24 protein-coding genes are annotated in these 24,824 nt (G+C 70.4%); 3 read left to right on the top strand and 21 right to left on the bottom strand.

All coding sequences use genetic code 11. The features are described 5' to 3' along the window. Positions 1-75 precede the first annotated feature (75 nt). The 4 genes from ASF21_RS15450 to ASF21_RS15435 form a co-directional block, all read right to left on the bottom strand. Positions 76-573 (bottom strand): methylated-DNA--[protein]-cysteine S-methyltransferase, encoded by a 498-nt coding sequence (locus ASF21_RS15450; protein ID WP_235499045.1) that lies wholly within the window; start codon positions 571-573, stop codon positions 76-78. Positions 574-915: 342 nt separating this feature from the next. Beyond that, a complete protein-coding gene (dprA, locus tag ASF21_RS15445) occupies positions 916-2,118 on the bottom strand; it encodes a DNA-processing protein DprA (protein ID WP_055773333.1) in 1,203 nt (400 codons plus the stop codon). Beyond that, positions 2,115-3,611 carry a YifB family Mg chelatase-like AAA ATPase gene (locus ASF21_RS15440; protein ID WP_055773399.1) on the bottom strand — a complete coding sequence of 499 codons (1,497 nt, stop codon included), beginning with the start codon at positions 3,609-3,611 and terminating at the stop codon, positions 2,115-2,117. Before ASF21_RS15440 ends, dprA begins: the two co-directional genes overlap by 4 nt. 38 nt (positions 3,612-3,649) lie before the next feature. Continuing rightward, on the bottom strand, positions 3,650-4,015 hold the full coding sequence (locus tag ASF21_RS15435) for a YraN family protein (RefSeq protein ID WP_200914855.1): 366 nt from the start codon (positions 4,013-4,015) through the stop codon (positions 3,650-3,652). A 228-nt stretch (positions 4,016-4,243) separates the two neighbouring features. Here ASF21_RS15435 and ASF21_RS15430 point away from each other — a divergent pair, with 228 nt between their 5' ends. Continuing rightward, the gene (locus tag ASF21_RS15430) at positions 4,244-4,537 is read left to right on the top strand and encodes a hypothetical protein (protein ID WP_055773329.1); all 294 of its coding nucleotides are present in this window, start codon (positions 4,244-4,246) and stop codon (positions 4,535-4,537) included. Between the two features lie 173 nt (positions 4,538-4,710). Here ASF21_RS15430 and ASF21_RS15425 read toward each other — a convergent pair whose 3' ends face one another. From ASF21_RS15425 to ffh, 13 genes are all read right to left on the bottom strand, one after another. Next, the gene (locus ASF21_RS15425; RefSeq protein WP_055773327.1) at positions 4,711-5,037 is read right to left on the bottom strand and encodes a DUF2469 domain-containing protein; all 327 of its coding nucleotides are present in this window, start codon (positions 5,035-5,037) and stop codon (positions 4,711-4,713) included. A 7-nt stretch (positions 5,038-5,044) separates the two neighbouring features. Then, entirely contained in the window at positions 5,045-5,785 is a 741-nt protein-coding gene (locus tag ASF21_RS15420) for a ribonuclease HII (RefSeq protein ID WP_055773325.1), read from the bottom strand. After that, positions 5,782-6,615 carry a signal peptidase I gene (gene lepB / locus ASF21_RS15415; protein ID WP_055773323.1) on the bottom strand — a complete coding sequence of 278 codons (834 nt, stop codon included), beginning with the start codon at positions 6,613-6,615 and terminating at the stop codon, positions 5,782-5,784. Before lepB (ASF21_RS15415) ends, ASF21_RS15420 begins: the two co-directional genes overlap by 4 nt. A 91-nt stretch (positions 6,616-6,706) precedes the next feature. Beyond that, entirely contained in the window at positions 6,707-7,327 is a 621-nt protein-coding gene (gene lepB / locus ASF21_RS15410; protein WP_235499043.1) for a signal peptidase I, read from the bottom strand. 73 nt (positions 7,328-7,400) lie between these two features. Further along, positions 7,401-7,760: a 50S ribosomal protein L19 gene (gene rplS / locus ASF21_RS15405; protein WP_055773319.1), complete on the bottom strand. Its 360-nt coding sequence runs from the start codon at positions 7,758-7,760 to the stop codon at positions 7,401-7,403. A gap of 210 nt (positions 7,761-7,970) precedes the next feature. Further along, the gene (gene trmD / locus ASF21_RS15400; RefSeq protein ID WP_055773318.1) at positions 7,971-8,762 is read right to left on the bottom strand and encodes a tRNA (guanosine(37)-N1)-methyltransferase TrmD; all 792 of its coding nucleotides are present in this window, start codon (positions 8,760-8,762) and stop codon (positions 7,971-7,973) included. Next, on the bottom strand, positions 8,762-9,352 hold the full coding sequence (gene rimM / locus ASF21_RS15395; RefSeq protein ID WP_055773316.1) for a ribosome maturation factor RimM: 591 nt from the start codon (positions 9,350-9,352) through the stop codon (positions 8,762-8,764). Before rimM ends, trmD begins: the two co-directional genes overlap by 1 nt. A gap of 112 nt (positions 9,353-9,464) precedes the next feature. Then, positions 9,465-9,710, bottom strand: coding sequence for an RNA-binding protein (locus ASF21_RS15390; RefSeq protein WP_055773313.1), 246 nt, complete (start codon positions 9,708-9,710; stop codon positions 9,465-9,467). A gap of 1 nt (position 9,711) precedes the next feature. Continuing rightward, positions 9,712-10,116, bottom strand: coding sequence for a 30S ribosomal protein S16 (gene rpsP / locus ASF21_RS15385; protein ID WP_055773311.1), 405 nt, complete (start codon positions 10,114-10,116; stop codon positions 9,712-9,714). A 153-nt stretch (positions 10,117-10,269) separates the two neighbouring features. Continuing rightward, positions 10,270-11,163 carry a VOC family protein gene (locus tag ASF21_RS15380; protein WP_055773309.1) on the bottom strand — a complete coding sequence of 298 codons (894 nt, stop codon included), beginning with the start codon at positions 11,161-11,163 and terminating at the stop codon, positions 10,270-10,272. Between the two features lie 51 nt (positions 11,164-11,214). Beyond that, positions 11,215-12,324: an amidohydrolase family protein gene (locus tag ASF21_RS15375; protein WP_055773307.1), complete on the bottom strand. Its 1,110-nt coding sequence runs from the start codon at positions 12,322-12,324 to the stop codon at positions 11,215-11,217. After that, positions 12,321-13,028 carry an alpha/beta fold hydrolase gene (locus ASF21_RS15370; protein ID WP_055773397.1) on the bottom strand — a complete coding sequence of 236 codons (708 nt, stop codon included), beginning with the start codon at positions 13,026-13,028 and terminating at the stop codon, positions 12,321-12,323. The genes ASF21_RS15375 and ASF21_RS15370 overlap by 4 nt, the downstream gene beginning before the upstream one ends. A 46-nt stretch (positions 13,029-13,074) precedes the next feature. Next, positions 13,075-14,661 carry a signal recognition particle protein gene (gene ffh, locus ASF21_RS15365; RefSeq protein WP_055773305.1) on the bottom strand — a complete coding sequence of 529 codons (1,587 nt, stop codon included), beginning with the start codon at positions 14,659-14,661 and terminating at the stop codon, positions 13,075-13,077. A 169-nt stretch (positions 14,662-14,830) separates the two neighbouring features. Here ffh and ASF21_RS15360 point away from each other — a divergent pair, with 169 nt between their 5' ends. Beyond that, entirely contained in the window at positions 14,831-16,270 is a 1,440-nt protein-coding gene (locus tag ASF21_RS15360; protein WP_235499041.1) for a glucose-6-phosphate dehydrogenase, read from the top strand. 173 nt (positions 16,271-16,443) lie between these two features. Here ASF21_RS15360 and ASF21_RS15355 read toward each other — a convergent pair whose 3' ends face one another. The 3 genes from ASF21_RS15355 to ftsY form a co-directional block, all read right to left on the bottom strand. After that, on the bottom strand, positions 16,444-16,782 hold the full coding sequence (locus ASF21_RS15355; protein ID WP_055773303.1) for a P-II family nitrogen regulator: 339 nt from the start codon (positions 16,780-16,782) through the stop codon (positions 16,444-16,446). Further along, a complete protein-coding gene (locus ASF21_RS15350; protein WP_055773301.1) occupies positions 16,779-18,128 on the bottom strand; it encodes an ammonium transporter in 1,350 nt (449 codons plus the stop codon). Before ASF21_RS15350 ends, ASF21_RS15355 begins: the two co-directional genes overlap by 4 nt. Positions 18,129-18,326: 198 nt before the next feature. Continuing rightward, the gene (gene ftsY / locus ASF21_RS15345) at positions 18,327-19,520 is read right to left on the bottom strand and encodes a signal recognition particle-docking protein FtsY (RefSeq protein ID WP_055773299.1); all 1,194 of its coding nucleotides are present in this window, start codon (positions 19,518-19,520) and stop codon (positions 18,327-18,329) included. A 94-nt stretch (positions 19,521-19,614) separates the two neighbouring features. On the opposite strand from ftsY, the gene ASF21_RS15340 reads away from it, so the two are divergent. Next, positions 19,615-20,931, top strand: coding sequence for an MFS transporter (locus ASF21_RS15340; protein ID WP_082471641.1), 1,317 nt, complete (start codon positions 19,615-19,617; stop codon positions 20,929-20,931). Between the two features lie 15 nt (positions 20,932-20,946). Here ASF21_RS15340 and smc read toward each other — a convergent pair whose 3' ends face one another. After that, positions 20,947-24,576: a chromosome segregation protein SMC gene (gene smc, locus ASF21_RS15335; RefSeq protein ID WP_055773297.1), complete on the bottom strand. Its 3,630-nt coding sequence runs from the start codon at positions 24,574-24,576 to the stop codon at positions 20,947-20,949. Positions 24,577-24,824 lie beyond the last annotated feature (248 nt).

Below are 24,824 nucleotides of genomic sequence, written 5' to 3'. Positions count from 1 at the left end.
GCACGTCACCAGTATCTCCCCGGATCAAGGTTCCGCCCGGAAGGAGCGCCCTGCCGATCCCCCTGCACCTCCGCACTACTGCACCTCACCCGATTCAACCGGTGCAGCCGCACGAAGAGGGGTCCTGGGATGATCGGCCGTTTCGTGCTCCAGAAGGGCCGTCTTCACGCCGATGCCTGCTGCGTAGCCCACGACTGCGCCCGTACTGGCGACGATACGGTGTCCGGGCACGATGATGGACACCGGATTGGCTCGCACCGCGGCTCCGATGGCCCTGCCCATGCTCGCATTGCCCAACTGCTCGGCGATGTCGCGATAGCTGCGACGCTCGCCGAAGGGGATGTCTGTCAGGGCGGCCCACACCGAACACTGGAACGCGGTGCCCCGCAGTACGACGGGGACGTCGAACTGTTGCCGACTTCCTGCAAAGTACTCCCGGAGCTCACCGGCCGTCCGCACCAGGAGTCGCCGTGCCGCGTCCGAAACGACGACGACGCTCTCCCCCGCTGCTGCGATGGGACGGCCCCGCTCGCCGACTGCGTCATCGCCCGCCGTCAGAGCGGACGGGGGCATCACGTGGCCGCATGGCACATCTACTGGTGGGTCGGGCGGCACCGACGCCAGGTGTCCGAGGACCTCCGCGGTGGGACGCGGCACGTGCTCTCCGTGATACAGACCGATGACAGCTTCACTGTCGACCACGATGCGAAGTGTGCCGACGGGACTGTCGACGTCGAGGTACCAGCGAACGTCGCGTCGCCCGGCAGATTTCCGCGGACCGGTGGACCGGGTTTCGGACATCAGGATCTCCTTCAGGTGCGTTCGTGCGGGTGCATGGGGGTTCATTGGGGTTCGTGCGATGGACACCTGTGGTACCGACTCAGGAGGGCAGCAGGGACAGCGGTCCGCAACAGTTCAGGCCTTCTGCCGGCGCCACCCCTCCGGCGTCCTCACGGCGAGCCCTGCGAGTTCGAGCCGACCGAGTCCGCCCATCACCTCCCGGGCGGACAGCCCCGCCACGACGGCCAGCTTGTCGACCGTCGTCGACGCACGAACCGGAAGACCGTCCAGAACCAGCAGATCGGGGATGGCGAGCCCGTCCTGCTCCTTCGCGGGCGTCGCGGCCTCACGCGTGCGATCCCCCGTCGGGAGGCTGCCGAGGGGCCCTGCGAGCTCGGCGACGTCGGCCGCATCGGTCACGCAGACTGCCGTACCGTACCTCAGCAGCCGGTGACACCCCGCCGAATTGGCCGAGTGCACCGACCCTGGCACAGCCCCGACAGGGCGCCCCAGGCCGGCCGCATGATGGGCCGTGTTCAGGGCGCCGGACCTCCAGCGGGCTTCGACGACAACCGTCACCCCGCTCAGTGCAGCGATCAGCCGGTTGCGTTGCAGGAACCGCCACCTCGTCGGCGAACTGCCGGGAGGCACCTCCGAGATGAGTAGTCCCCGTTCTGCGATGACGCGCAGAAGCTCCTCATTCCCTGCTGGGTAGTAGCGGTCGATGCCGCAGGCGAGAACGGCGACGGTCGGCGGAAACCCGTCATCCTCCCCCGAGGCGAGCGCGGCGCGGTGAGCCTGGGCATCGATCCCGTAGGCACCACCGGACACCACCGAGTACCCGCGGGTGATGAGACCGGCGGCCAGGTCCGCCGTCACGGACGCTCCGTAGGAGGTGCTGTCCCTCGATCCGACGACGGCCGCCAGCCGACGGCGGTCGGGGATCTCAGGCCGGCCGCGCACCCACAGACACAGAGGAGCAGCTGATTGCAGATCGTCCAGCGCGCCGGGCCACTCTCCCGACTCCGGTGTCACCAGACGACCCCCGAGGCGCGCGAGAGTCGCCAGATCGCGGTCGGGCGCGAGGTCGGCAAGGCGAGGCGCCCACCGGTCCAACCCCTCCTGCAGGTGGTCGCGGCTCCCGTGCTCCGTCAGGTCCAGGAGGTCGTAGAGCTGTGCTCGGATCTCGCGCCCGGCCCTGAGCTCCCTCCGGGCGATCCGCAGGGCATCGACGGCACCCACCACAGCCGCCAGCCCGAGCCCGACCGTATCGGACGGCTCGAACAATCTCGACAGGGCAGCCCGCGCCTGAACCGCGGCCGAGACGGGCGCGCTCACGCGGCACGCTCCTGAAGTCGGAACCCCAGGGCGGTGACGACGTCGTCCGCATCAGGGCTCCCGCGGCCGCTGAGGTCGCAGATGGTCCACGCCACCCGCAGCACACGATCCCAGCCACGCGCACTGACGAGGGCACGATCGAGCGCCCGGTCCAGGGGCGCCGTCACCCTGCGCGGAAGCGCGAGCTCGCCGCGCAGGATGCGGCCCTGCACCTCCGAGTTCGTCGCATAGCTCCATCGGCCCAACCGGGCGCGCTGGGCAGCTCGTGCCTCGGCCACCCGAGCCGCCACCACGGACGAGGCCTCGGACGGCGCCCCGTCCGCGTAGTCCGCGAGACTCACGCGTTGCACGACCACCTGGAGGTCGACCCGATCCAGGAGCGGTCCGGACAACCGGTTGAAGTACCGGCGTCGCTGCTGCGCCGTACACAGGCAGTCGATTCCCTTCCCGTTCGCGAGTCCGCACGGACAGGGGTTCAGGGCGAGCACCAATTGGAATCGGGCGGGGTAGGAGGCAGTGCCGGAGGCGCGATGAAGGACGAGGCGACCGCTCTCGAGCGGCTCCCTGAGCGCTTCGAGCACGCGGCGCTCGTACTCCGGCGCCTCATCGAGGAAGAGGATGCCGCGGTGGGCTCTGGACGCCGCGCCCGGCCTGGGGATGCCGCTCCCGCCACCGATGATCGACGCCGGTGTCGCCGTGTGGTGCGGGCTCTCGAAGGGCGGCTTCCGGACCAGCTCCGCACAGTGCCGCTCGCCGCTCAGGCTGTGGATGGCTGTCACCTCCATCGCGTGGTCGTCCTCCAGATCGGGCAGGATGCCCGGCAACCTCTCGGCGAGCATCGTCTTGCCCGCGCCCGGAGGACCCACCATCAGGAGGTGATGGGCTCCCGCCGCGGCGATCTCCAGAGCGAACCGGGCCTCCACCTGTCCGGCGATGTCGGACAGGTCTTTCAGGAGGCCGGGCTGCGCGGTTGGGACAGCGACCGGGTCCCGTGGCGCTGCTTCGGCGGGGTCCTCGCCCTCGACGTCCGCGCCGAAGCCCGCGGCCACTGATCTGAGGGTGTGGAAGGACCTGACCTCCGCCGACGGGACGAGAGCCGCCTCTGCCTCGTTCTCCGCCGCCACCACGATGCTGCGGTAGCCGGCGTCCACGGCGGCCATCACCGCAGGCAGCATCCCGCGCACGGGACGAAGCTGTCCATCGAGTCCCAGTTCCGCGATGAAGACCGTCGTGCCGCAACCCCGCACATCTCCTGCCGCAGCGAGTGCAGCCATGACGATCGCCAGGTCGAAGGACGATCCCCGCTTCGGCAGGGACGCCGGGATGAGGTTGACGGTGATCTTGCGCCTGCTGAGGGGGACACCGGCGTTGCGGGCTGCCGCACGGATGCGATCCTTCGCCTCGTTCAGGGACGCATCGGGAAGTCCGAGGAGCACGAACGCCGGAAGAGTCTGCCCGATGTCCGCCTCGACCTCGACGATGTGCCCGTTCATCCCGACCAGGGACACTGCGTAGGTCCGACCGAGCACGGTCAGATCACCGCCCGGACATGCTCGATGCGCGGGTCACCGCTGCCGTCGTCGAGAACGCCCACCGCATCGATGCGGAAGCCACTGAAGCGCTGGTTGTGCGCCCGGGCCCACTGGGACGCGAGGACATACAGCCGCTCGAGCTTGCTCGCCGTGATCGACTCGAGCGGTTGCCCGAAATCGTCCGAGCTGCGCGTCTTGACCTCGACGATCACGAGCGTGGACCCGTCCACGGCCACGAGATCGATCTCGCCGACCGGACAACGCCAGTTCCGGTCCACGATCCGCAGTCCTGCGCGTTCCAGATATTGCGCCGCCGTCGCTTCTCCGCGGCGGCCCAACTGATCCTTCGCCACCATGGCGATCACCTCCTTCCCCAGCTTCGGGGCAGCGGGAGGACGACAGCCGGGCGGGATGCCCTATGTGGACAACGGAGGAATCACGACGTGCCCGATCTGCGGACGTCGAGGAAACCGGTGTCCACGGGGACGCCATCCCGGCAGCGGGAAGTACTGGCCCCCGCATCGCTGCCTCTCGTACGGTGGAAGGCCAGCGGCATCCATGGATGCCGACACACGAGAGCCGAGGAGGCGTCGATGTCGGAGTTCAGCGGCAGTGAGGCAGACCGGCAGGACCAGGTGACACCGGCGCTCCCGGACGCCCCGACCGCGTCCGGCACCATCGCGGACGCCGGAACCGGCGGATCGGAGGCAGACCGGCAGGACCAGGGAACACCGGCGCAGCCGGACGACGCCACGGCCGGAGGTGGCATCGACGGCGGCGGGACGGGTGGATCGGAGGCGGACCGGCTGGAGCAGGCCGCATCCGGCCCGGACGACGGCGAGGACACCTTCTCCCGCAGCGCCGACGAGGATGGACTCACCCCCTGAGTAACTCACCCCTGAGCCGGACGCCGTACCGGGTCGCCGACCCGATGGACGAGCCGCGGGGGAATCAGGGCGAAGGCGCCAGGCGACGGAGATCGCGGTCCCGACATCAACCACTCGACACCGGACCCCACGACGGCAGGAGGGGAGAGCAGGAAGGAACGCCGGGGAACGCGTCAGTTGCCGAGCGTCCCGTCCTTGGGGAGCGCGATGTCGTCCGACTTCGTCAGCTCCTCGACGTTGACGTCCTTGAAGGTGATGACGCGGACGTTCTTCACGAAGCGGGCGGAACGGTACACGTCCCACACCCACGCGTCCTGCAGCGTGAGGTCGAAGTAGACCTCGCCGTCTGCCGACCGCGCCTGGAGGTCCACGTTGTTCGCCAGGTAGAACCGGCGCTCCGTCTCCACCACGTAGCTGAAGAGCCCCACGACGTCCCGGTACTCGCGGTAGAGCTGGAGCTCCATGTCGGTTTCGTAGTTCTCAAGATCCTCGGCACTCATCGGACCATCATCCCCCACTCTCCGTGGTCGACGCGCCAACGCGCTCCAGGTTGCCCAGCCGCCAGGTCCTGCGGTGGAACCCGGTGGGCCCGACGGCGTCGATCGCTGCCCGGTGGGCCTCTGTGGCGTAGCCCTTGTTGACGTCCCAGCCGAAGGCAGCATGATCGCCGGACAGCGTCACCATGTACGCGTCCCGCTCGACCTTCGCAAGGACACTGGCCGCCGCAACGCTGAGGCAGGTCAGGTCGGCCTTGATCCTCGTGTGCACGGGGGCGGTGCATCCCCGGGCCTCCACGGGAGGGGCGCCCTCGTCCGTCAGGAACAGGGGTTCCTGCTGCCGCGCGGACAGCCAGTCGTGGTTGCCGTCGAGTACGACGACGTCGGGAGACACGGTCCTGAGCACCCCGTCCCACGCACGGCTACCCGCGGTGCGCAGCGCGGGTAGCAACCCGAGGGCGTCGATCTCGGCAGCGGAGGCGTGACCGACGGCGGAAGCGACCGCCCAGCGCCGGATTCGTGGCACGAGCGCCTCGCGCTCGGCGGCAGCGAGCAGCTTGCTGTCCCGGACGCCCCTCAGGCCGGCGACGGAGTACAGGTCCACGACGACGATGCCGACGGACACCGGCCCGGCCAACGCTCCCCTGCCCACCTCGTCGCAGCCGGCGACGAAGCGGTGCCCCTGCTCACCGAAGGTCCGTTCGAAGGTCAGGTTCGGGGCCGCGGTGCGCTTCCTGCGCGCTGCGGTCATGGTCCCGAGGGCGTGGGTGCTGCGGGAGTGGGCCGGGCCGCGGCCTCCGGCTCGGGGATGCCGTCGAAGACCTCGGGATGGTTCCCGAGGAAGCCGATCCTGTTGAGTGGCCACGCGATGACCGCGGCCTTGCCCTCGATCTCGTCCACGCTCACGAAGCCCTCGCCCGGCTTGTCACGGTTCGCCCGCGAATCGGCCGAGGCGTTGCGGTGGTCCCCCATGACCCAGACCTTGCCCTCGGGCACGACGACGTCGAACGGCACGTCCGACGGGTTGGCTCCCGGGAAGAGGTAGGGCTCGTCGAGCGGCTCGCCGTTGACGGTGATACGGCCCTGGGCATCGCAGCAGATGACGTGATCGCCGGCGAGGCCGATGACGCGCTTGACGAGGTGCTGCTGGGACTCGTCCGGGGCGAGCCCGATGAAGATCAGGGCCTCCTTGAACCAGCTCACCTGCGTCTGGGTCTGCGGGGGCAGCCATCCCTCGGCATCACGGAAGACGACGATGTCCCCGCGCTGGAGGTCGAACGGCTGCGGGACGAGCTGGTTGACGAAGATGCGGTCGTCGATCTCCAGGGTCTCCTCCATGGAGCCCGACGGGATGAAGAACGCGCGGAAGAGGAAGGTCTTGATGAGGAAGGAGAGCACCAGGGCGATGACGACGATCGTCGCGATCTCCTTCAGCCAGGCACCGAAACCGCGATCGGCCTCCTTCTTCGCCCGTGGGCGCTCGGCGCCGTCCTCGGATGTCTGCGGTGCGTCCGGGTCGAAGGGGTGTGCTGCGGGTGCCTCGGCCCCCGAAGCCGACTTCCTGCGGAAGCTCCGTGCCATGTGCTGATGTCCTTCGTGGTCGTGATTCCGGCGGCTGCGCGCCCGGATGCGTTACTGCCTGGGCGGCGTCAGCGCCGCGGTGCTGCCCACCTCAGCCGACGTGGCGCTCGATCGGCGCGAACCGGTCGAGTGGCCAGACTAGCTGAAAGGCCCTGCCGATGATCCGATCCTCGGAGACGAGGCCACCACCGGGCGCGCCGAGCAGGGACCTCGAGTCCATGGACGCGGAGCGGTGGTCGCCGAGGAGCCAGACGCGCCCCTCGGGGACGACGACGTCGAACGGCTGCTCACTCGCCGCATCCCCCGGATAGACGTACGGCTCGTCGATCCCGTTCCCGTCCACGCTGATCCGGCCGTCGGCCGTGCAGCAGACCACGTGGTCCCCCGCGACCCCGACGATCCGCTTCACGTACACGGTGTCGCTGCCCGAAAGTCCCAGCCACTGGCCGGCACCCGCCACGATCCGTTCCGGGAGGGATCGCGGGTCCGTGATCGGGTCGAAGGATCCCCGGCCGTCGAAGACGACGACGTCGCCCCGGCGGAGTTCCCCGCGCGTGTCGTGGAGCTTGCCGACGAGGACGCGGTCCCCCTCGGTGAGCAGCGGCTCCATCGAGGCCGACGGGATGAAGTAGACGTCGATCAGGAAGGCGCGGACCAGTCCGGTGATCAGGGCGGCGACGACGACGGCGGAGAACACGAAACGCCAGCCCACACGATGGGGCCGGCGTTCCGGGTGCTCTCCGACCGGGGGTCGGGAAGCAGGGTCTTCATGCACTGTCAGGGGGTTACTTGACCGTCTTCGGGTCGCGCTTCTCCTTGATCTTGGCTGCCTTGCCGCGCAGCTCGCGCATGTAGTAGAGCTTGGCGCGGCGGACGTCGCCCTTGGACACGACCTCGATCTTGTCGAGGACGGGGCTGTGGACGGGGAACGTACGCTCCACGCCGACGCCGAAGCTCACCTTGCGGACCGTGAAGGTCTCGCGGATGCCGTCACCCTGGCGGCCGAGGACGAAGCCCTTGAAGATCTGAACACGGGTGTTCTTGCCTTCGATGATGTTGACGTGGACGTTGACGGTGTCACCGGCGCGGAAGTCGGGGACGTTGTCGCGGAAGGATCCGGCGTCGACGGAATCGAGAATGTGCATTGTCGTACTCCTGGTGAACGCCACAGGTCACTCACGTGGGTCACGGCGGTCAAGGACGGGACGGGGTCCGGGCAATGCCGCCGAAGAGGTTGTCCCGGCCGATCCGATGCTTCGGTGGCCGGTGTGCGACTGTTGGCCGGACGCCCCCTGTGGCAGGGTCCGGCCCAGTGGACACGAATCACCATTCTTCCACAGGCCGCCCGCCAACCACTAATGCGGAGGGCGCATGAGACGGCCTCCGACGACGTCGAACCCCGCCTCCCGCAGTGCCTTCAGGTCCGCTGCCGGCAGCGACGTCGCGTCGATGTCCCCGAGGAGGTCCGGTCGCCTGTCGGCGGTCCGCCGGAACTGCTCCATCCGGCGCCACCGCGCGATCCTCGCGTGGTTCCCGCTGAGCAGCACCTCGGGGATGTCCCGGCCCCGCCACGACGACGGCTTCGTGTAGACGGGGTACTCGAGCAGTCCGTCGGCATGGGACTCCTCGACGAGGGACTCGGGGTTGCCGACCACACCCGGGATGAGCCGACCGACGGCCTCGACCATCGCGAGGACGGCGACCTCACCGCCGTTGAGCACGTAGTCGCCGAGGGAGACCGGACGGACGTCGAAGCCGTCCCGGGCCCAGTCGATCGCTCGCTCGTCGATGCCCTCGTACCGGCCGCAGGCGAAGACGAGGTGTTCGAGGCCCGCAAGTTCGTGCGCCATGGCCTGGTTGAAGACGGCCCCGGCGGGCGACGGGACGATCAGGGTGGGCCTGTGCTGCGACGCCGGTGCCGCCGCCAGCACGGACTCCAGCGCCTGCGCCCAGGGCTCTGCCTTCATCACCATGCCGGCGCCCCCGCCGTAGGGCGTGTCATCGACCGTCCGGTGCCGGTCGGTCGTGAAGGTGCGCAGGTCATGGACGCGCACGTCGAGGACGCCGTCCTGCCGGGCCTTGCCGATCAGCGAGAGATCGAGTGCGGCCAGGTACTCCGGGAAGATGGAGACGACGTCGATGCGCACTAGTCGCGTGCCTCGCCGGTGTCGCTGGCCGTCACACCGTCCGCGACGTCGTCGCCGTCGTCGGGCGCCTGGTTCGACCCCGGCGTGTTCAGGTCGAAGAGACCGGCCGGCGGCACGATGACGATGAAGCCGTGCTCGGTGTTCACCTCGGGGACGATGTCGCCGACGAACGGCACGAACGCCTCGTGACCGTCGGCGAGTTCGACGACGAGGAGGTCCTGGACCGCCAGGGTGCGCAGGGCGGTCACCTTCCCCACCGAGACACCGTCCACCCGGGCGTCGAGCCCGACGAGTTCGTGCTCGTACCAGGCGTCGTCGTCCTCGTCCCCGGCGCCGGTGGTGTCGATGAACAGCTGGGCACCGCGCAGGGTCTCGGCCTGGTTCCGGTCGGCCACCTGCTCGAAGGCGACGATCAGGATGTCCTTGTTCCAGCGCGCCTTCGCCACGGTCAGTTCGGCGACGGCGGCACCCTCGACCCGGAAGGTCTCACCGGCATCGAACCGGTCCTCGGGGGCATCGGTGAAGAGCTGGACCGTGACCTCGCCCCTGATGCCGTGCGGCTTCCCGATCCTCGCGACGAGTACGTCCATGGTGGTGCTCCTGCTCTCGTGCCGGTAGCGGCGTGAAAAGGGTGTGACATGCGACCGGCCCCACCACCATGTCCTGGTGGTGGGGCCGGTCGTGACGCTGTGAAGCTCCGGGTCAGCCCCGGCGGCGGTCCGTGTCGACGACGTCGACGCGGACCGGCTCGCCGTCGGCAAGCGCTGCGACCACCGTGCGCAGGGCGCGGGCGGTGCGGCCCTGACGGCCGATCACGCGGCCCAGGTCCTCCTGGTGCACGCGGACCTCCAGGGTCTCGCCGCGACGGTTGTTCTTCGCGGAGACCCTGACGTCGTCAGGGTTGTCGACGATGCCGCGGACGAGGTGCTCCAGAGCGTCGGCCAGCAACTTACTCTGCCTCGGTCGCTTCCGCGGCGGCGTCGTCGTTCTTCTTCGCCTTCGGCGTGATGGCCTCGGGGACGATCACGGAGCCCTTCTCGGGAGCGACGAAGGTCTCCTTCGGTGCCTTGGTCCGCAGGGTGCCTTCCTGGCCCTTGAGTCCCTTGAACTTCTGCCAGTCACCCGTGATCTTGAGGAGCACGGAGACCTGCTCGGTCGGCTGCGCGCCGACGCCGAGCCAGTACTGCGCACGCTCGGAGTTGATCTCGATGAACGAGGGCTCCTCGGTGGGGTTGTACTTGCCGATCTCTTCGAGGGCACGGCCATCACGCTTGGAGCGTGCATCCATGACGACGACACGGTAGAACGGTGCGCGGATCTTGCCCATGCGCTTGAGGCGAATCTTTACGGCCACTTGTGTGGTCACTCCTTGTTAACGAAAAGGGGCGAACCCGTCATCCTGCTCCCGTGGGGCGGGCCATTCATGGGGGTTCAGAGGACACAATGCGCACAGAGAGAGGGGCTGCACGGATCGAGTACGGCTCCATTGTGCCAGATGCGCCGTGCTTTAGGCGATTCCGGCAGGGTCGGCGCCGACGGCCACGCGCAGCTGGTTCCGCCAGGGATCCTCGAAGCGCAACTCCTCCCCCGTGTGCCGGCTCGTGATGCCCGCGTGCACGAGGCGGTCGGCCAGCGCCGAGACCTCGTCGGCGCCGGGGACGCGGATGAGCACCTCGCCCAGTCCGAGCGTGTCCCGGCGGGGACCTGCGCCCCTGCTGTTCCAGACGTTCATGGCCATGTGGTGGTGGTAGCCGCCCGCGGAGACGAACAGCGCCTGGTCGTGCCACCCTGCGGTCCGCTCGAAGCCGAGCACGTCGACGTAGAAGTGCTCGGCCGTCGCGACGTCCCCCACCTGCAGGTGAACATGCCCGACGGCGGCATTCCTCGATGCGGCCTCCGACACGGCGTCCTCGGTCAGGTGCTGCTCGAGATAGGCGCGGGGTGCGAGCGGAAGGCTGTCCATGACCACCGTCCGGTGCCCGGTCCCGTCCTGCGTCCAGGCCCAGGCCTCCCGCGGGCGGTCGACGTAGAGTTCGATCCCGTTGCCCTCCGGATCGGTGAAGTAGAAGGCCTCGCTGACGAGGTGGTCCGCGCTGCCCACGTAGGAGCTCTGCGGATGCCGTGCCGCCGACCCGACCGCGGCGGCGAGGTCCGCGCGGTCGTCGAAGAGGAGCGCGGTGTGGAAGAGCCCCGCCTGGCCGGGCGGCGGGAGGCGCAGGTGTCCCGCGTGTTCGAGCCGGAGGACGGCCCGTCCCGCCCGACCGAGGACGACGGCGTCGATACCGTCCTCGATCACGGCGAGCCCGAGGGCCACCCTGTAGTAGGCGGACATCGCGGCGAGGTCGCCGACCCTGAGGGTCAGCGTGCCCATGGTGGTGTCGGTGGGTAGCAGGTCCGGCATCGGTTACTCCTTCATCTGGCTGTACCCCCTACAGCTACTTGAAGCTTCAACTTATTCCCGGGGGCCCCGGTCGACCACGCGGCCGCGCAACACCACCGCGCGGAGCGCTGCCAGCGTCCCGATATCGACCCGCGGATCAGCGGCACAGATCACGGCGTCGGCGGCGGCACCCTCCTCGATCCCGGGGAAGCCCAGCCACGTCCGGGCCGACCAGCAGGCGGCATCGAGCGCGGCCACGGGTCCGAGGCCCGCGGCGGCAAGGGCCGCGACCTCGTCCGGCAGGCGTCCGTGGGCGATGACGCTTCCCGCGTCCGTCCCCGCGAAGACCGGGACCCCGGCGTCGAAGGCCCGCCGCACCATCGCGTGACGACCACCCCACAGGGTGCGCATGTGCGCGGCGTAGTCGGGGTACTTGGCGGCGGCCCCGTCGGCGATCGCCGGGAAGGTGTCGATGTTGATCAGGGTGGGCACGATCGCGACCCGCTGCTCGACGAAGCGGGGCACGTGCCGGGGCAGCATGCCGGTCGCGTGCTCGATGCAGTCGATCCCCGCATCCAGCATGGCGTCGAGGGTCTCCGCCGCGAAGCAGTGGGCCGTGACCCGCGCACCCTCGGCGTGGGCGGCGTCGACGGCCTCGCGGATCGCCCGCGGTGGGAAGGCGGGGGCGAGATCACCCAGGCCGCGGTCGATCCAGTCCCCCACGATCTTGACCCAGCCGTCCCCGCGCCGGGCCTGCTCCGCCACCGCGGCAGCCAGATGCTCCGGCTCCACCTCGACGGCGTAGTCGCGGAAGTAGCGCCGCGTCCGCGCCACGTGCCGGCCCGCGCGGACCAGGCGCGGCAGGTCCTCGCGCTGCTGGATCCACCGGGTGTCGTTCACCACGCCCGCGTCACGGATCAGCAGCGTCCCCGCATCGCGGTCCGCCAGGGCCTGGCGTTCGGCGACGTCGTCGGGCACCAGGCCGCGACCGTCGAGGCCCACGTGGCAGTGCGCGTCGACGAGACCGGGCAGCACCCACCCCTCGAGCACGCGCGCCGGCCGGCCGGAAGGACGTGCGAAGGTGAATCGGCCGTCCCGGACGTAGACGTCGCGGACCGTCCGGGTGGGTGAGAGCAGCACGGTCCCGGTGAGGTGGAGGTAGCCGCCGTCGTCCGGGCTCATGCCGCCGTGTCCCGCCCCGTCCGCAGGAAGGACCGGACGAGCGCGGCTCCCTCCTCGGAATCGTGGGGGCGGTGACCGCCCGGTGCCTGGCAGTGGATCGCTCCGGTCCCGGCGAGATAGTCCGCGACCTCCTCGTAGAGCGGTTCCCAGCCGCCGGTGAGGACGGACGTCGGAACACCCGGCACGATCGACAGCGGCGCCTCCCACGGCGGGCTCTGCAGCCGCAGGCGCGCCGCGCCCCGCCTTCCCTCGGCGGTGTCGGCCGTTCCCGCCTCGGCCGAGAAGGTTCGGCGGAAGAGGCTCCTGCTGAATTCCTCGTCCGACACGGCGTGCCGGGCGGCGAACAGCGGCGCCATCAGGGCGATGTGGGCGGACGTGGCCGGGAGATCCGCGGTCAGCGAGAAGCACGCGGGTTCCACGAGCGTCAGCGTCCGGACGAGGTCGGGCCGCTCGACCGCCAGCATCATCGCGGCCACGGCGCCCTGCGCGTGCGCGACGACGTGTCCGCCCGCGCCGAGGGCTTCCGCGATGATCGCCTGGTCACGGGCATGGTCGGTCGGCAGCGGCTCCTCCGTCGCGGAGAAGCCGTGCCGCCGGACGTACAGGCAGTCGAAGTCCAGCGACAGACCGTGCTGCCGGGGCCACGCCGCGGCGCCGAAGGACCCGGCGCCGTGCACGAACACCACGCGCTCACCGCCCGTCACGCCGCGACCCCACCGCTCGGGCACCGGCCGGCCAGCACTGCAGCGGCTACTTCCCGAGGAACTTCTCGAAGCCCTTCGGGAGATTCATCGCCGACGGGTCGAAGTCCGGCTGGCCGCCTCCGAAGGCCGCCCCGGTCGGCGCAGCGGCACGCGCGGCGGCCCGTCGCTGCTCCGCCTCCTGCGCCTCGAGCGCAGCCTTGGCCGGGTTGCCCGAGCGGGGCTTCTTCTTCCCCTTGGCAGCCGCGGCCTTGGTCTTCCGCGGGCCACCGAATCCGCCCGGGCCCGCCATGCCCGGCATCCCCGGGATACCGCCGCCGGAGGCCATCTTCTTCATCATCTTCTGGGCCTGCGTGAACCGTTCGAGCAGGCCGTTGACCTCGGACACGTGCACGCCGGAGCCGCGGGCGATCCTCGCGCGGCGCGAGCCGTTGATGATCTTCGGGGCCACACGCTCGTGCGGGGTCATCGAACGGACGATCGCCTCGACGCGGTCGATCTCGCGCTCGTCGAAGTTCTCCAGCTGCTCGCGCATGTTCGCCGCACCGGGCATCATCATGAGCATCTTCTTCATGGAGCCCATGTTGCGGATCTGCTGCATCTGGGCGAGGAAGTCGTCGAGCGTGAAGTCCTCCTGGTCGGAGAACTTCTTCGCCATCCGGGCGGCTTCGTCCTTGTCCCAGGACCGCTCCGCCTGCTCGATGAGCGTGAGGATGTCGCCCATGTCGAGGATGCGCGAAGCCATGCGGTCCGGGTGGAACAGCTCGAAGTCGTCGAGGCCCTCGCCCGTCGAGGCGAACATGACCGGCTTGCCGGTGACCGAGGCGACGGAGAGCGCGGCACCACCGCGGGCGTCGCCGTCGAGCTTGGTCAGGACCACACCGGTGAAGTCCACGCCCTCGTTGAAGGCGAGCGCCGTGTTGACCGCGTCCTGGCCGATCATCGCGTCGATGACGAAGAGGACCTCGTCCGGCGTGACGGCCTTACGGATGTCCGCAGCCTGCTGCATCAGCTCGGCATCGACGCCGAGGCGGCCCGCGGTGTCCACGATCACGACGTCGTGCAGGCGGGCGCGCGCCTCGGCGATGCCCTGGCGTGCGACGGCGACGGGATCGCCCGTGGCGGACTCGAACTCGGAGCTGACGCCGGGATGCGGTGCGTACACCGGGACACCGGCGCGCTCACCGTTGACCTGGAGCTGCCGGACCGCATTGGGCCGCTGGAGGTCGCACGCCACGAGGAGGGGGCTGTGCCCCTGGCCCTTGAGCCACTTCGAGAGCTTGCCGGCGAGGGTCGTCTTACCCGCACCCTGCAGCCCCGCGAGCATGATGACCGTCGGCGGGTTCTTCGCGAGACGGATGCGGCGCGTCTCGCCGCCGAGGATCCCCACGAGCTCCTCGTTGACGATCTTGACGATCTGCTGGCCGGGATTGAGTGCCTGCGAGACCTCGAGCCCGAGGGCGCGTTCCTTGATGGCGGACGTGAACGCCCGGACCACCGGGACGGCGACGTCGGCGTCCAGCAGTGCCCGCCTGATCTCACGCACCGTCGCGTCGATGTCCGCCTCGGTGAGGCGGCCCTTGCCGCGCAGGTTCTTGAAGGTCGCAGTCAGCCGGTCGGAGAGTGAATTGAACACGTGCCGTGAACTACTTTCATCGGGGGACAGGGAGACTCAACTCCCTAGGGTATCAACTGGCGACCGGGCAGCACCGCCCGCACAGGGGCCGTGGCCCGGCGCGGCGCGCAAGTCCCGGCGCCCCCTCCGGGAGCGGGACACACGCAGGGATAAGTGGCACAGTGAAGGCGTGGACACTCACTCGCTCGCAGAACACGATTCCATCCCCGCAGAAGCCGACACCCGCGTGCGGACCCTGCTGATCCTCGGAGCGTCCGGGGATCTGACCGGGCGGCTCCTCCTCCCCGGCCTCGCGCGGCTCATCCGCATGCGACGCGGCGACGGGCTCACCCTGGTGGGGGCGGGTTCCGACGACTGGACGGACGCGCACTGGCGCGAGCGGATCGACGGGGCCTTCGCGACCGCCATGGAGAAGGCCGACGACGCCGGCCGTGCGGCGCTCCAGGACGTGCGGGACCGCAGCTCTTATCATTTCCTCGACGTCACGAAGGACGGCCTGGCCGACCTCGTCCACACGCTCGAGGGCCCGGTCGCCGTCTATTTCGCCCTTCCTCCGGCGGTCAGCCAGCTGGCGTGCAGCGCGCTCGGCCCCGACTCGCTGCCCAAGAGCACCCGCCTCGTCATGGAGAAGCCCTTCGGCACCGACCAGGCCAGCGCGCACCGACTCAACGAGAAGCTCGCCCGGCTGGTCCCGGAGCAGAACATCCACCGCGTGGACCACTTCCTCGGCAAGGCGACGGTCTTCAACATCCTGGGCCTGCGTTTCGCGAACCGGATCCTCGAGCCGGTGTGGAACAACCTGCACATCGAGAAGGTCGAGGTGATCTTCGACGAGGACCTCGCCCTGGAGAACCGGGCGCGCTACTACGACGGCGCCGGCGCACTCCGTGACATGATCCAGAGCCATCTCGTCCACGTGATGGCCCTCCTCGCGCTCAACGCGCCGTCCACCCTGCACGAGCGCGACCTGCGCGACCACATCGGATCCATCCTGCGGGCGAGCACCGTGGACCTCGACAGCCCGGCGAGCAGCCGACGCGCCCGCTACACCGCCGGCACGATCGGGGACCGCTCCATCCCCGACTACACGGCGGAGCCGGGTGTGGACCCCTCGAAGAACACGGAGACGCTCGCCGAGGTGACGGTGTCGATCAACAACGAGCGGTGGTCGGGCGTGCCCTTCATCCTGCGCTCGGGGAAGGCGCTCGGGGCCAAGCGCAAGGAAGCCGTGATCACGTTCCGGCCGGTCAGCCACCTGCCGCTGGGGTTCACCGGGCAGGACGCACCCACCAAGCTGAGGATCGGCTTCGGTCCCGACACGCTGCAGCTGGAACTGGACGTCAACGGCCCGGGTGACATCTTCTCGCTGGACCGCGCCACGCTCAGCGCGGACCTCAACGAGACCGATCTGCTCCCCTACGGTGAGGTGCTCGACGGCGTGCTGGCGGGCGACCCGACACTCTCGGTCCGCGGCGACACCGCCGAGGACTGCTGGCGGATCGTCGAGCCAGTCCTGAAGGCCTGGGCCGAGAACCGCGTGCCGCTCGAGGAGTACACGGCCGGATCGGCCGGGCCCGAGGACTGGCCGTCGTCGCACGGTCGGGCCTGACCGGCACCCGCCACTCGCAGCACACGGAAGGCCCACGGAGCCCACAGGACCCGCAGGGAGCACAGACAGGAGGAGGGCCACCCCATCGGGTGGCCCTCCTCCTGTCTGTCTGTCTATCTGTCTGTCTGTCTGTCTGTCTGTCGGTCGATGGGGGCCGGAGCCTCCGGGACGGCCTACAGGGCCGCGTCCCCCCGCTCGCCCGTGCGGACCCGGACCGCCTCCTCGACCGGGATCACCCACACCTTGCCGTCACCGGCGCGGCCGGTGTTCGCCGTGGAGACCAGCACGTCGACGATGTCGGTGACCCAGGCGTCCGCCACCAGGACCTCGACGCGTGCCTTCTGCAGGAGGTCGACGGTGTACTCCGCACCGCGGTAGACCTCGGTGTGGCCGCGCTGGCGGCCGTAGCCGCTGGCCTGGCTGACGGTGAGACCCTGCACACCGTAGTTCTCGAGAGCTCCCCGGACGCCGTCGAGCTTGTCCGGACGGACGATCGCTGTCACCAGTTTCATGAATGGACGCCTTCCGTGACGTTCTGCTGCGTGGACTGCCGGTCGGGCTGGGCATCAGCCGGCTGCTGTGCGGGCCGGGCGAACATCTGCTCCGCGAACGGGTGGAAGGACCCGCCGACCCCCAGGCCGCCGAACTCGTAGGCGGTCTCCGCGTGCTCCGAGAGATCCACGCCGGACACCTCGTTCTCCCCGCTGATACGGAAGCCGATCGTCTTGTGGATCGCGAGACCGATGATCGCGGTCATGACCGCCGAGAGGGCGATCGCGATGGCAGCGGCGACGACCTGCGCGAGGAGCTGGGCTGCGCCACCACCGTAGAACAGGCCACCACCCTCGCCGTCGACGGGAAGCATGATGAAGCCGATGGCCAGCGTGCCGAGGATCCCCGCGACGAGGTGGACGGCCACGACGTCGAGCGAGTCGTCGAAGCCGAGGCGGTACTTGAGGCCGACGGCGAGGGCGCAGACGGCACCGGCGACGAGGCCGAGGCCGACGGCACCGACCGGGCTGACGTTGGCGCAGGCCGGCGTGATGGCCACCAGGCCGGCGACGATGCCCGACGCTGCCCCGAGGGAGGTGGGGCGTCCGTCACGGATGCGCTCCGTCATCAGCCAGCCGACCATCGCCGCTGCGGGAGCCGCCATCGTGTTGATCCAGATGAGGCCGGCCTCCTCGGCCGAGCCCGCCGCTCCGCCGTTGAACCCGAACCAGCCGAACCAGAGGAGCGCTGCGCCGAGCATGACGAAGGGGATGTTGTGGGGGCGCTGTGCGGGGTCCTTGCCGAAGCCCTGGCGCTTGCCGAGGATCAGGGCGAGGACGAGCGCGGCGACGCCGGCGCTGATGTGCACCACGGTCCCACCGGCGAAGTCGACGGCCTCGCCCACGGCTCCACCGACGGCTCCGTCCGCACTGAGGAGGCCTCCGCCCCACACCATGAAGGCGAGCGGGCAGTAGACGGCCGTGACCCAGATGGGGACGAAGATCGTCCAGGCACCGAACTTCGCACGGTCGGCGATGGCACCGCTGATCAGCGCGACGGTGATGATGGCGAAGGTGGCGCCGTAGCCGGCGCCGATGAGGTCCTCGGTGCCGAGGAGGCTGGTGAGGCCGAAGGACGCGAACGGGTTGCCGAAGAGCTGGGCGACGCCGTCACCGCCGGTCATCGAGTAGCCCCAGAGGACCCAGACGACACCCACGAGTCCGACGGCGATGAAACTCATCATCATCATGTTCAGGGCGGCCTTGGCGCGCGTCATCCCGCCGTAGAAGAAGGCGAGGCCGGGGGTCATGAGGAGAACGAGGGCGGCGGAGACCATCACCCAGACGTGGCCTGCTGTCAGATCCATCAAACACGATCCTTCCAAAGGGGCGGGTACTTCCCGCCCCTCAAGAATGGGGTGGCCGTGTTTCCGTCCCTGGGGCCGCGCATTGCGGGCAGGTTACATCAGTCTCACGCACGTAAAAGACGCGTGACGCGCATGTTTCAGGAACATTTCAGCACTGCCGACCGCTCCGGGCGGGGCGGTCGTCGCGGGCCCGCTGCCTCAGTTCAGGAGCGCGTCGACGAAGGCCTCGGCGTCGAAGGGGGCGAGGTCGTCCGCACCTTCGCCGAGGCCGATCAGCTTGACCGGGACACCCAGGCTCCGCTGGATGGCGACGACGATGCCGCCCTTCGCGGTGCCGTCGAGCTTGGTGAGGACGATCCCGGTGATGTTCACGACCTCCGCGAAGACCCGGGCCTGGCTCAGGCCGTTCTGGCCGGTCGTCGCGTCGAGCACCAGCAGGACCTCGTCCACCGTGCCCTGCTTCTCGATCACCCGCTTGACCTTGCCGAGCTCGTCCATCAGGCCCACCTTGTTCTGGAGGCGCCCTGCGGTGTCGATCAGGACGACGTCGACCTCCTGGTCGATCCCGGCCTTGACCGCCTCGAAGGCGACCGACGCGGGGTCGGCTCCGTCGACGTCGGACTTGACGGTCGGCACACCGACGCGTGAACCCCAGGTGGCCAGCTGCTCCGCGGCGGCGGCACGGAAGGTGTCCGCCGCTCCGAGGAGCACGTCCTTGTCGTCGGCCACGAGGACGCGGGCGAGCTTGCCGACGGTCGTCGTCTTCCCGACGCCGTTCACTCCGACGACCATCACAATGGCCGGACGGTCGGCGTGGCGCTGCGTCGCGAGGGACCGGTCCATCGACGGGTCGACCAGCTTCACCAGCTCCTCCCGGAGCATGTCCTTGACCTCGGCGGGGTCCCTGCTGCCGGCGACCTTCACCCGCTCGCGGAGGGCGTCGACGAGTTCCATGGTGGGCTCGGTGCCGAGATCGGCCATGAGGAGGGTCTCCTCGACCTCGTCCCACACGTCCTCGTCGATCCTGTCCCTCGACAGCAGGGCCAGCAGTCCCTTGCCGAGCGCGTTGTTGGAGCGCACCAGCCGGGCGCGGAGGCGGGCCAGGCGACCCTGCACCGGGTCGACGGTGTCGAGGCTCGGGCCGGCGGGGGTGTCCTCGAGGCCGCTGAGGTCGTCGGGGACGAGGACGTCCGTGGTGACGCCGTCGGGGCGGTCGAGCACGTCGGTCGACGTCGAACCGTGCGCACCGGCGAGGGGCTGGTCATCGGGATCACGCGGCGAGGAGTACAGGCCGGGCGGCGTGCGGCGGCCGCGGACCAGGACGGCGGCGACCGACCCGATCACGGCGAGCGCGAGGACGACGAAGATGACAGGCAGGAGGATCTCGTTCACTGATCCACCTTCTCACACGGTCCCTGGGGCCGCAGGGGATGCTCCTGCGGCCGATTGAGCATCAGGCCACGGGCGGTGACAGAATGCGAGGACCATGGCCGGATCCCCTCGCGCGCGCAATCGCCCCTCGTTCAGCATCGTCCCCCGGGGCAGGAAGAGGGGGAACGACGACGGTCCCCCTCGCGAGCGCATCCCGCGGGAGATCCGGGTGCTCATCGCCGCGGCCTTCGTGATCGCCATCGGCTTCGGTCTGGTGGCGCCGATCCTGCCGCAGTTCGCCCGCAGCTTCGACGTCGGGGTGACGGCCGCAGCAGTGATCGTCAGCGCCTTCGCCTTCACGCGACTGGTCTTCGCACCGGCCGGCGGGTGGCTCGTGGAACGCCTCGGCGAGCGGCCCGTGTACATCGTCGGACTGCTGATCGTCGCCCTCTCCACCGCCGCCTGCGCCTTCGCCGGCGACTACTGGCAGCTCCTGGTCTTCCGTGGCCTCGGCGGCATCGGTTCCACCCTGTTCACGGTGTCGGCGATGGGCCTGATCGTCAGGCTCGCCCCGCCCTCCATCCGCGGCCGTGTGTCCGGCGCCTACGCGACCGCCTTCCTGCTCGGCAGCATCGGGGGCCCGATCCTCGGCGGGGTCCTCGCGAGGTTCGGGCTCCGCGTGCCCTTCCTCGTCTACGCGGGTGCGCTGCTGGTCGCCTCGGCGGTGGTCTTCTTCCAGCTGAAGGGGACGTCTCTGGCCGAGCGCAGGGCGGCCCGGGACCAGGCGCCCCTCACGGTCCGCGAGGCCCTCGCGCACTCGGGGTACCGGGCCGCCCTCGTCTCGAGCTTCGCCAACGGGTGGTCGTCCTTCGGCATCAGGATGGCGCTCGTGCCGCTCTTCGCGTCCGCGGTGCTGAACGCCGGGCCGGAGATCGCCGGGACCTCCCTCGCCTTCTTCGCCGCCGGCACGGCGCTCTCGCTCACCGTCTCGGGACGCCTCGCCGACAGCATCGGTCGCAAGCCGCTGGTGATCACCGGGCTGATCGTCAACGGCGCCGCGATGGCCGCCCTCGGCCTGTCCGGGAACGTCGTCGTCTTCCTGGGCATCTGCGTGGTGGGCGGGATCGGGACGGGCCTGCTCAACCCGGCGCAGCAGGCGGCGGTCGCGGACGTGATCGGCAACGGGCGCAGCGGCGGCAAGGTCCTGGCCGCGTTCCAGATGAGTTCGGACCTCGGCGCCATCGTCGGCCCGATCGTCGCCGGGGTGGTCATCGACCGACTCCTCGCCGGCTCCTACGAGGCGGCTTTCCTCGTGACCGGCGTGCTGGCCCTCGTGGCGGCGGCGGTGTGGGTCGGTGCCCGCGAGACGCTTCCCCGGCCGGCCGCCGCCGGTCCGGACGCACCCGCGACGGCGGGCGGCGAGGTCCGGTAGTGGAGGACCCCGCGGTCAGTCGAGGACCCGCTCCACTTCCGCCGTGAGCCGCTGGCTGATGACGGTGGACACGCCGTCGCCGCGCATCGTCACCCCGTAGAGCGCGTCCGCCACCTCCATGGTGCGCTTCTGGTGCGTGATGATGATCAGCTGGCTCGATTCCCGGAGCTCACGGAAGATCATGATCAGCCGGCCGAGATTCGTGTCGTCCAGGGCGGCCTCCACCTCGTCCATCACGTAGAACGGCGAGGGCCTGGCCTTGAAGATCGCGACGAGGAGCGCGACGGCGGTCAGTGACCGCTCACCACCCGAGAGCAGGGACAGGCGCTTGATCTTCTTGCCGGCGGGCCTCGCCTCGACCTCGATCCCGGTCGTGAGCATGTCCGCCGGATCCGTGAGGACGAGGCGACCCTCGCCGCCGGGGAACAGGGTCGCGAAGACGCGCTCGAACTGTTCGGCGGTGTCCCGGTACGCGGCGGTGAACACCTGCTCCACGCGCTCGTCGACCTCGCGGATGATGTCCAGCAGGTCCTTGCGCGTCGCCTTCAGGTCAGCCAGCTGCGTACTGAGGAACTGGTGGCGCTCCTCCAGCGCCGCGAACTCCTCGAGGGCCAGCGGATTGACCTTGCCGAGCGCCGCGAGGTCGCGTTCGGCGCGCCTGAGCCTCTTCTCCTGCTGCTCGCGCACGTACGGGACGCCCGCGGGGACGGTCTTGCCGTCGTCGTCGACCGGCGCCCGGAGGGCCGCCCACTTGTCGGTGGCCGGGGTGGTGTCCTCGGGTACGGGCAGGTGGGGCCCGAACTCGTCCACCAGGTGGTCCGGCGTCAGCCCGAGCTCCTCGATGGAGCGGTTCTCGAGGGCCTCGATCCGGAGCCGCTGCTGCGCGCGCGCGAGTTCGTCGCGGTGCACGGAATCGGTGAGACGGCCGAGCTCGACGGCGAGCCCGGCGTTCCTCTCCCGCACCTCCTGCAGCTCGGTGTCCTGCTGCTCGCGCAGCCGCTCGGCGGTGTCGCGCTGGTTCGCGGCAACGGCGATGGAGGCCACGGCGTGGTGCTCGGCCCGCCGGGCCGCCCGGGCGACGGCGGCGGCCCTGAGCGCCTGCGCCCTCCGGATCCTCGCCTTCTCCGCCGCCTGCTCGCGGGCCCGCCGCTCCGACTGCGCCGCACGCTCGAGCGACGCGGCCCGGCCGGCCAGGGCGGAGAGCTGCTCCTCCCGGCTCCGGAGTGCCAGCCGTGCCTCCAGCTCGCCCTGGCGGGCGGTGACGGCGGCGCGCTGCAGGGCGTCGCGCTGTCCGGTCGGGGGCTCGGCCTCCACCGGCTGCCGCTGCAGGTCCTCCAGCCGCTGGGCCGCCTCCCGGAGCCGTGCCTCCTCACGCTCGAGGTCGACCTCGGCCGCACGGACGAGCGCGGTCAGGCGGTCCCCCTCACCGGAGGCGGAGCGGACGGCGGCGTTCAGCTGACCCAGCTTCTCCGCGACGGCGGCCATCCGCGCGTCCGACTCGTGCAGCCGCTCGAGAGCGGCGTCGACGCGCTGCTGGGCCTCCTGCCGCGTGCTCCGCGCCGCGGACAGGCGGAAGCGCAGCTTCTCGGCCTCGGCGATGACCCGTGCGAGCCCCTGCTCGGTCTCCTCCGCGGCAGCGCGCAGTTCCACATAGCCTGCGGCTCCCGGTGTCCCTCCCCGGGCCGTGTGCTCGGAGAGGATGTCGCCCTCGAGGGTCACGGCGACGTCGGCGAGCCCCTCCCCGACAGCCACTCCGGCGGCGTCGAGGTCCTGCACCACGAGCACGCCGTGCAGCAGGTGCCCCAGTGCGGAGTGGAGGGCCGGCGGCACCTCGACGACGTCGAGGGCCGCGACGCCGGCGGGAGGCACCTCCGGGCCCGTCGTCGCGTCCGGTCCCGGCGGGCGCGCTCCCGACCGGGTGGCACCCCCGGATCCGGGCGCGACGACGAGCGACACCTGGCCGGCGTCGTCGTCCTTCATCAGGGTGAGTGCACGCAGGGCCGTGTCGAGGCTCCCGACAGTGACCGCGTCCGCCGCGCCGGAGAGCGCCGCGACCACCGCCTTCTCGAAGCCGGGCGCCACCTGGAGGAATTCGCCGAGCGGCCGGTGCACGTCGTCGAGGCCGGCCGCGAGGAGCGCGCCCGACCCGTCGCGCTGCCGCAGACCCTCGCGCTGCGCCTCGAGACGCGCAGCGAGAGCCCCACGTCCGCGCTCCGCGGTGCGCTCCTGGTCGACCAGCACCTCGAGCTCGCGGGCGGCGGTATCGAGGACGGCGGAGGCCTCCTCGTACTCGGCGTCGAGCCCCTCCTCCCCCTCCTCGTCGCCTGCGACCTGGCCCTCCAGGGCGGTGAAGTCGCGTTCGGCGGTGCGGCGGCGTTCTTCCGCCCCGGCGATGGACGCACGCAGGCGTCCGAGTTCCGCGACGGCCGATTCGACCCGGGACCGCGCCGCTCCGACCGTCCCCGCGAGCCGGGCGTCGCCTTCCCGGCGATCCGCGGCAGCCCTCAGGAGCCGCGCGAGCCGTGCGTCCTCGGCGGCGGAGGCGTCTTCGGCGGCGCGCCGGGCAGCGAGCGTCTCCTCGAGCGCGCGCCCCAGGTCGACCACCTCGGACTCCAGGGCGGACACCTCCGCGCGGAGGCGTTCGGCCTGGCGGTCGAGCTGGTCCGGATCGCGCCCGGTGTCGGAGTCCGCGCCGCCCTGGCCCAGCAGATGACCGCGGTCCTCGGCGCGTGCGGCGAGGGCGGCGAGCTTCTCGCGCGCACTCGAGAGTGCGTACCAGGTCTCGCGCGCCCGGTTGAGGGCGGGCACGGCGGCGGCGGCGGCCTGCTCGAGGGTGGCCTGGCGCTGCCGACCGGCCGCGAGCTGCACCTCGACCTCCTCGCGGCGTGCCTGCAGGGCCGCCTCCGCGGCGACGTCGCGCTCGAAGCCGGACCGCAGGGTCACGAGCTCGTCGGCGAGCAGGCGGGACCGTGCGTCGCGGACGGCGAACTGCACCTGCTGGGCCCGCCTGGCCACCTCCGCCTGCTTGCCGAGGGGGGTCAGTTGACGCCGGAGCTCCCCTGTGAGATCCGTCAGCCGGGCGAGATTGGCCTGCATGGCGTCCAGCTTGCGCACGGTCTTCTCGCGACGCCGCCGGTGCTTGAGGATCCCGGCAGCCTCCTCGATGAAGCCACGCCGGTCCTCCGGGGTGGCGTGCAGGACGCGGTCCAGCTGCCCCTGCCCCACGATCACGTGCATCTCACGGCCCAACCCGGAGTCGGAGAGGAGCTCCTGTATGTCGAGGAGGCGGCAGTTCTTGCCGTTGATCGCGTACTCGGATCCGCCGGCACGGAAGAGCGTGCGGGAGATGGTGACCTCGGCGTACTCGATGGGCAGGGCGCCGTCCGCGTTGTCGATCGTGAGCGAGACCTGGGCCCGGCCGAGGGGCGCACGGCCCGAGGTGCCGGCGAAGATCACGTCCTCCATCTTGCCGCCGCGGAGGGTCTTGGCCCCCTGCTCCCCCATCACCCAGGCCAGCGCGTCGACGACGTTCGACTTGCCGGAACCGTTCGGCCCGACGACGGCGGTGACGCCCGGCTCGAAGTCGAAGGTGGTCGCCGAAGCGAAAGACTTGAACCCTCGCACGGTTAGACTCTTCAGATGCACGGTGTCAGGATCTCCAGGTGGGGTAGGACTTCCCCAATCTACTGGACCACACCGACCGTGCGCGGTATTGGGCGGACCAGAGGGCACGGCATCGGGTGGACAAGAGGGCGCGCTCCCGGAATCCCGAGTGACCCGCCCAGGTATTAAGAAGTAGGCTTACAAAAGTTTCAGCAGTATCCAGAGGCGTCCAGGCCGATCCACCCGTGGGTCCTTCACGGCCATTCACCGGCGCTGACCAGTTGACGAGG

Origin of the sequence: Arthrobacter sp. Leaf234, assembly GCF_001422665.1 — a bacterium.
In the GTDB taxonomy this organism is placed as follows: domain Bacteria; phylum Actinomycetota; class Actinomycetes; order Actinomycetales; family Micrococcaceae; genus Arthrobacter_D.
The sequence above is the reverse complement of the archived record's forward strand: the minus strand, read 5'-3'. Positions and strand labels throughout refer to the sequence as shown.

Bases quoted from the DNA above. Each gene is read 5' to 3' on its own strand.
- ASF21_RS15355 (WP_055773303.1), bottom strand. From the start codon at position 16,782: ATGAAACTGGTGACAGCGATCGTCCGTCCGGACAAGCTCGACGGCGTC.
- ASF21_RS15425 (WP_055773327.1), bottom strand. From the start codon at position 5,037: ATGAGTGCCGAGGATCTTGAGAACTACGAAACCGACATGGAGCTCCAG.
- ASF21_RS15430 (WP_055773329.1), top strand. From the start codon at position 4,244: ATGTCGGAGTTCAGCGGCAGTGAGGCAGACCGGCAGGACCAGGTGACA.
- ASF21_RS15375 (WP_055773307.1), bottom strand. From the start codon at position 12,324: ATGAGCCCGGACGACGGCGGCTACCTCCACCTCACCGGGACCGTGCTG.
- ASF21_RS15350 (WP_055773301.1), bottom strand. From the start codon at position 18,128: ATGGATCTGACAGCAGGCCACGTCTGGGTGATGGTCTCCGCCGCCCTC.
- rimM (WP_055773316.1), bottom strand. From the start codon at position 9,352: ATGGACGTACTCGTCGCGAGGATCGGGAAGCCGCACGGCATCAGGGGC.
- ASF21_RS15380 (WP_055773309.1), bottom strand. From the start codon at position 11,163: ATGCCGGACCTGCTACCCACCGACACCACCATGGGCACGCTGACCCTC.
- ASF21_RS15420 (WP_055773325.1), bottom strand. From the start codon at position 5,785: ATGACCGCAGCGCGCAGGAAGCGCACCGCGGCCCCGAACCTGACCTTC.
- ASF21_RS15450 (WP_235499045.1), bottom strand. From the start codon at position 573: ATGCCCCCGTCCGCTCTGACGGCGGGCGATGACGCAGTCGGCGAGCGG.
- lepB (WP_055773323.1), bottom strand. From the start codon at position 6,615: ATGGCACGGAGCTTCCGCAGGAAGTCGGCTTCGGGGGCCGAGGCACCC.
- ASF21_RS15440 (WP_055773399.1), bottom strand. From the start codon at position 3,611: ATGAACGGGCACATCGTCGAGGTCGAGGCGGACATCGGGCAGACTCTT.
- ASF21_RS15340 (WP_082471641.1), top strand. From the start codon at position 19,615: ATGGCCGGATCCCCTCGCGCGCGCAATCGCCCCTCGTTCAGCATCGTC.
- rplS (WP_055773319.1), bottom strand. From the start codon at position 7,760: ATGCACATTCTCGATTCCGTCGACGCCGGATCCTTCCGCGACAACGTC.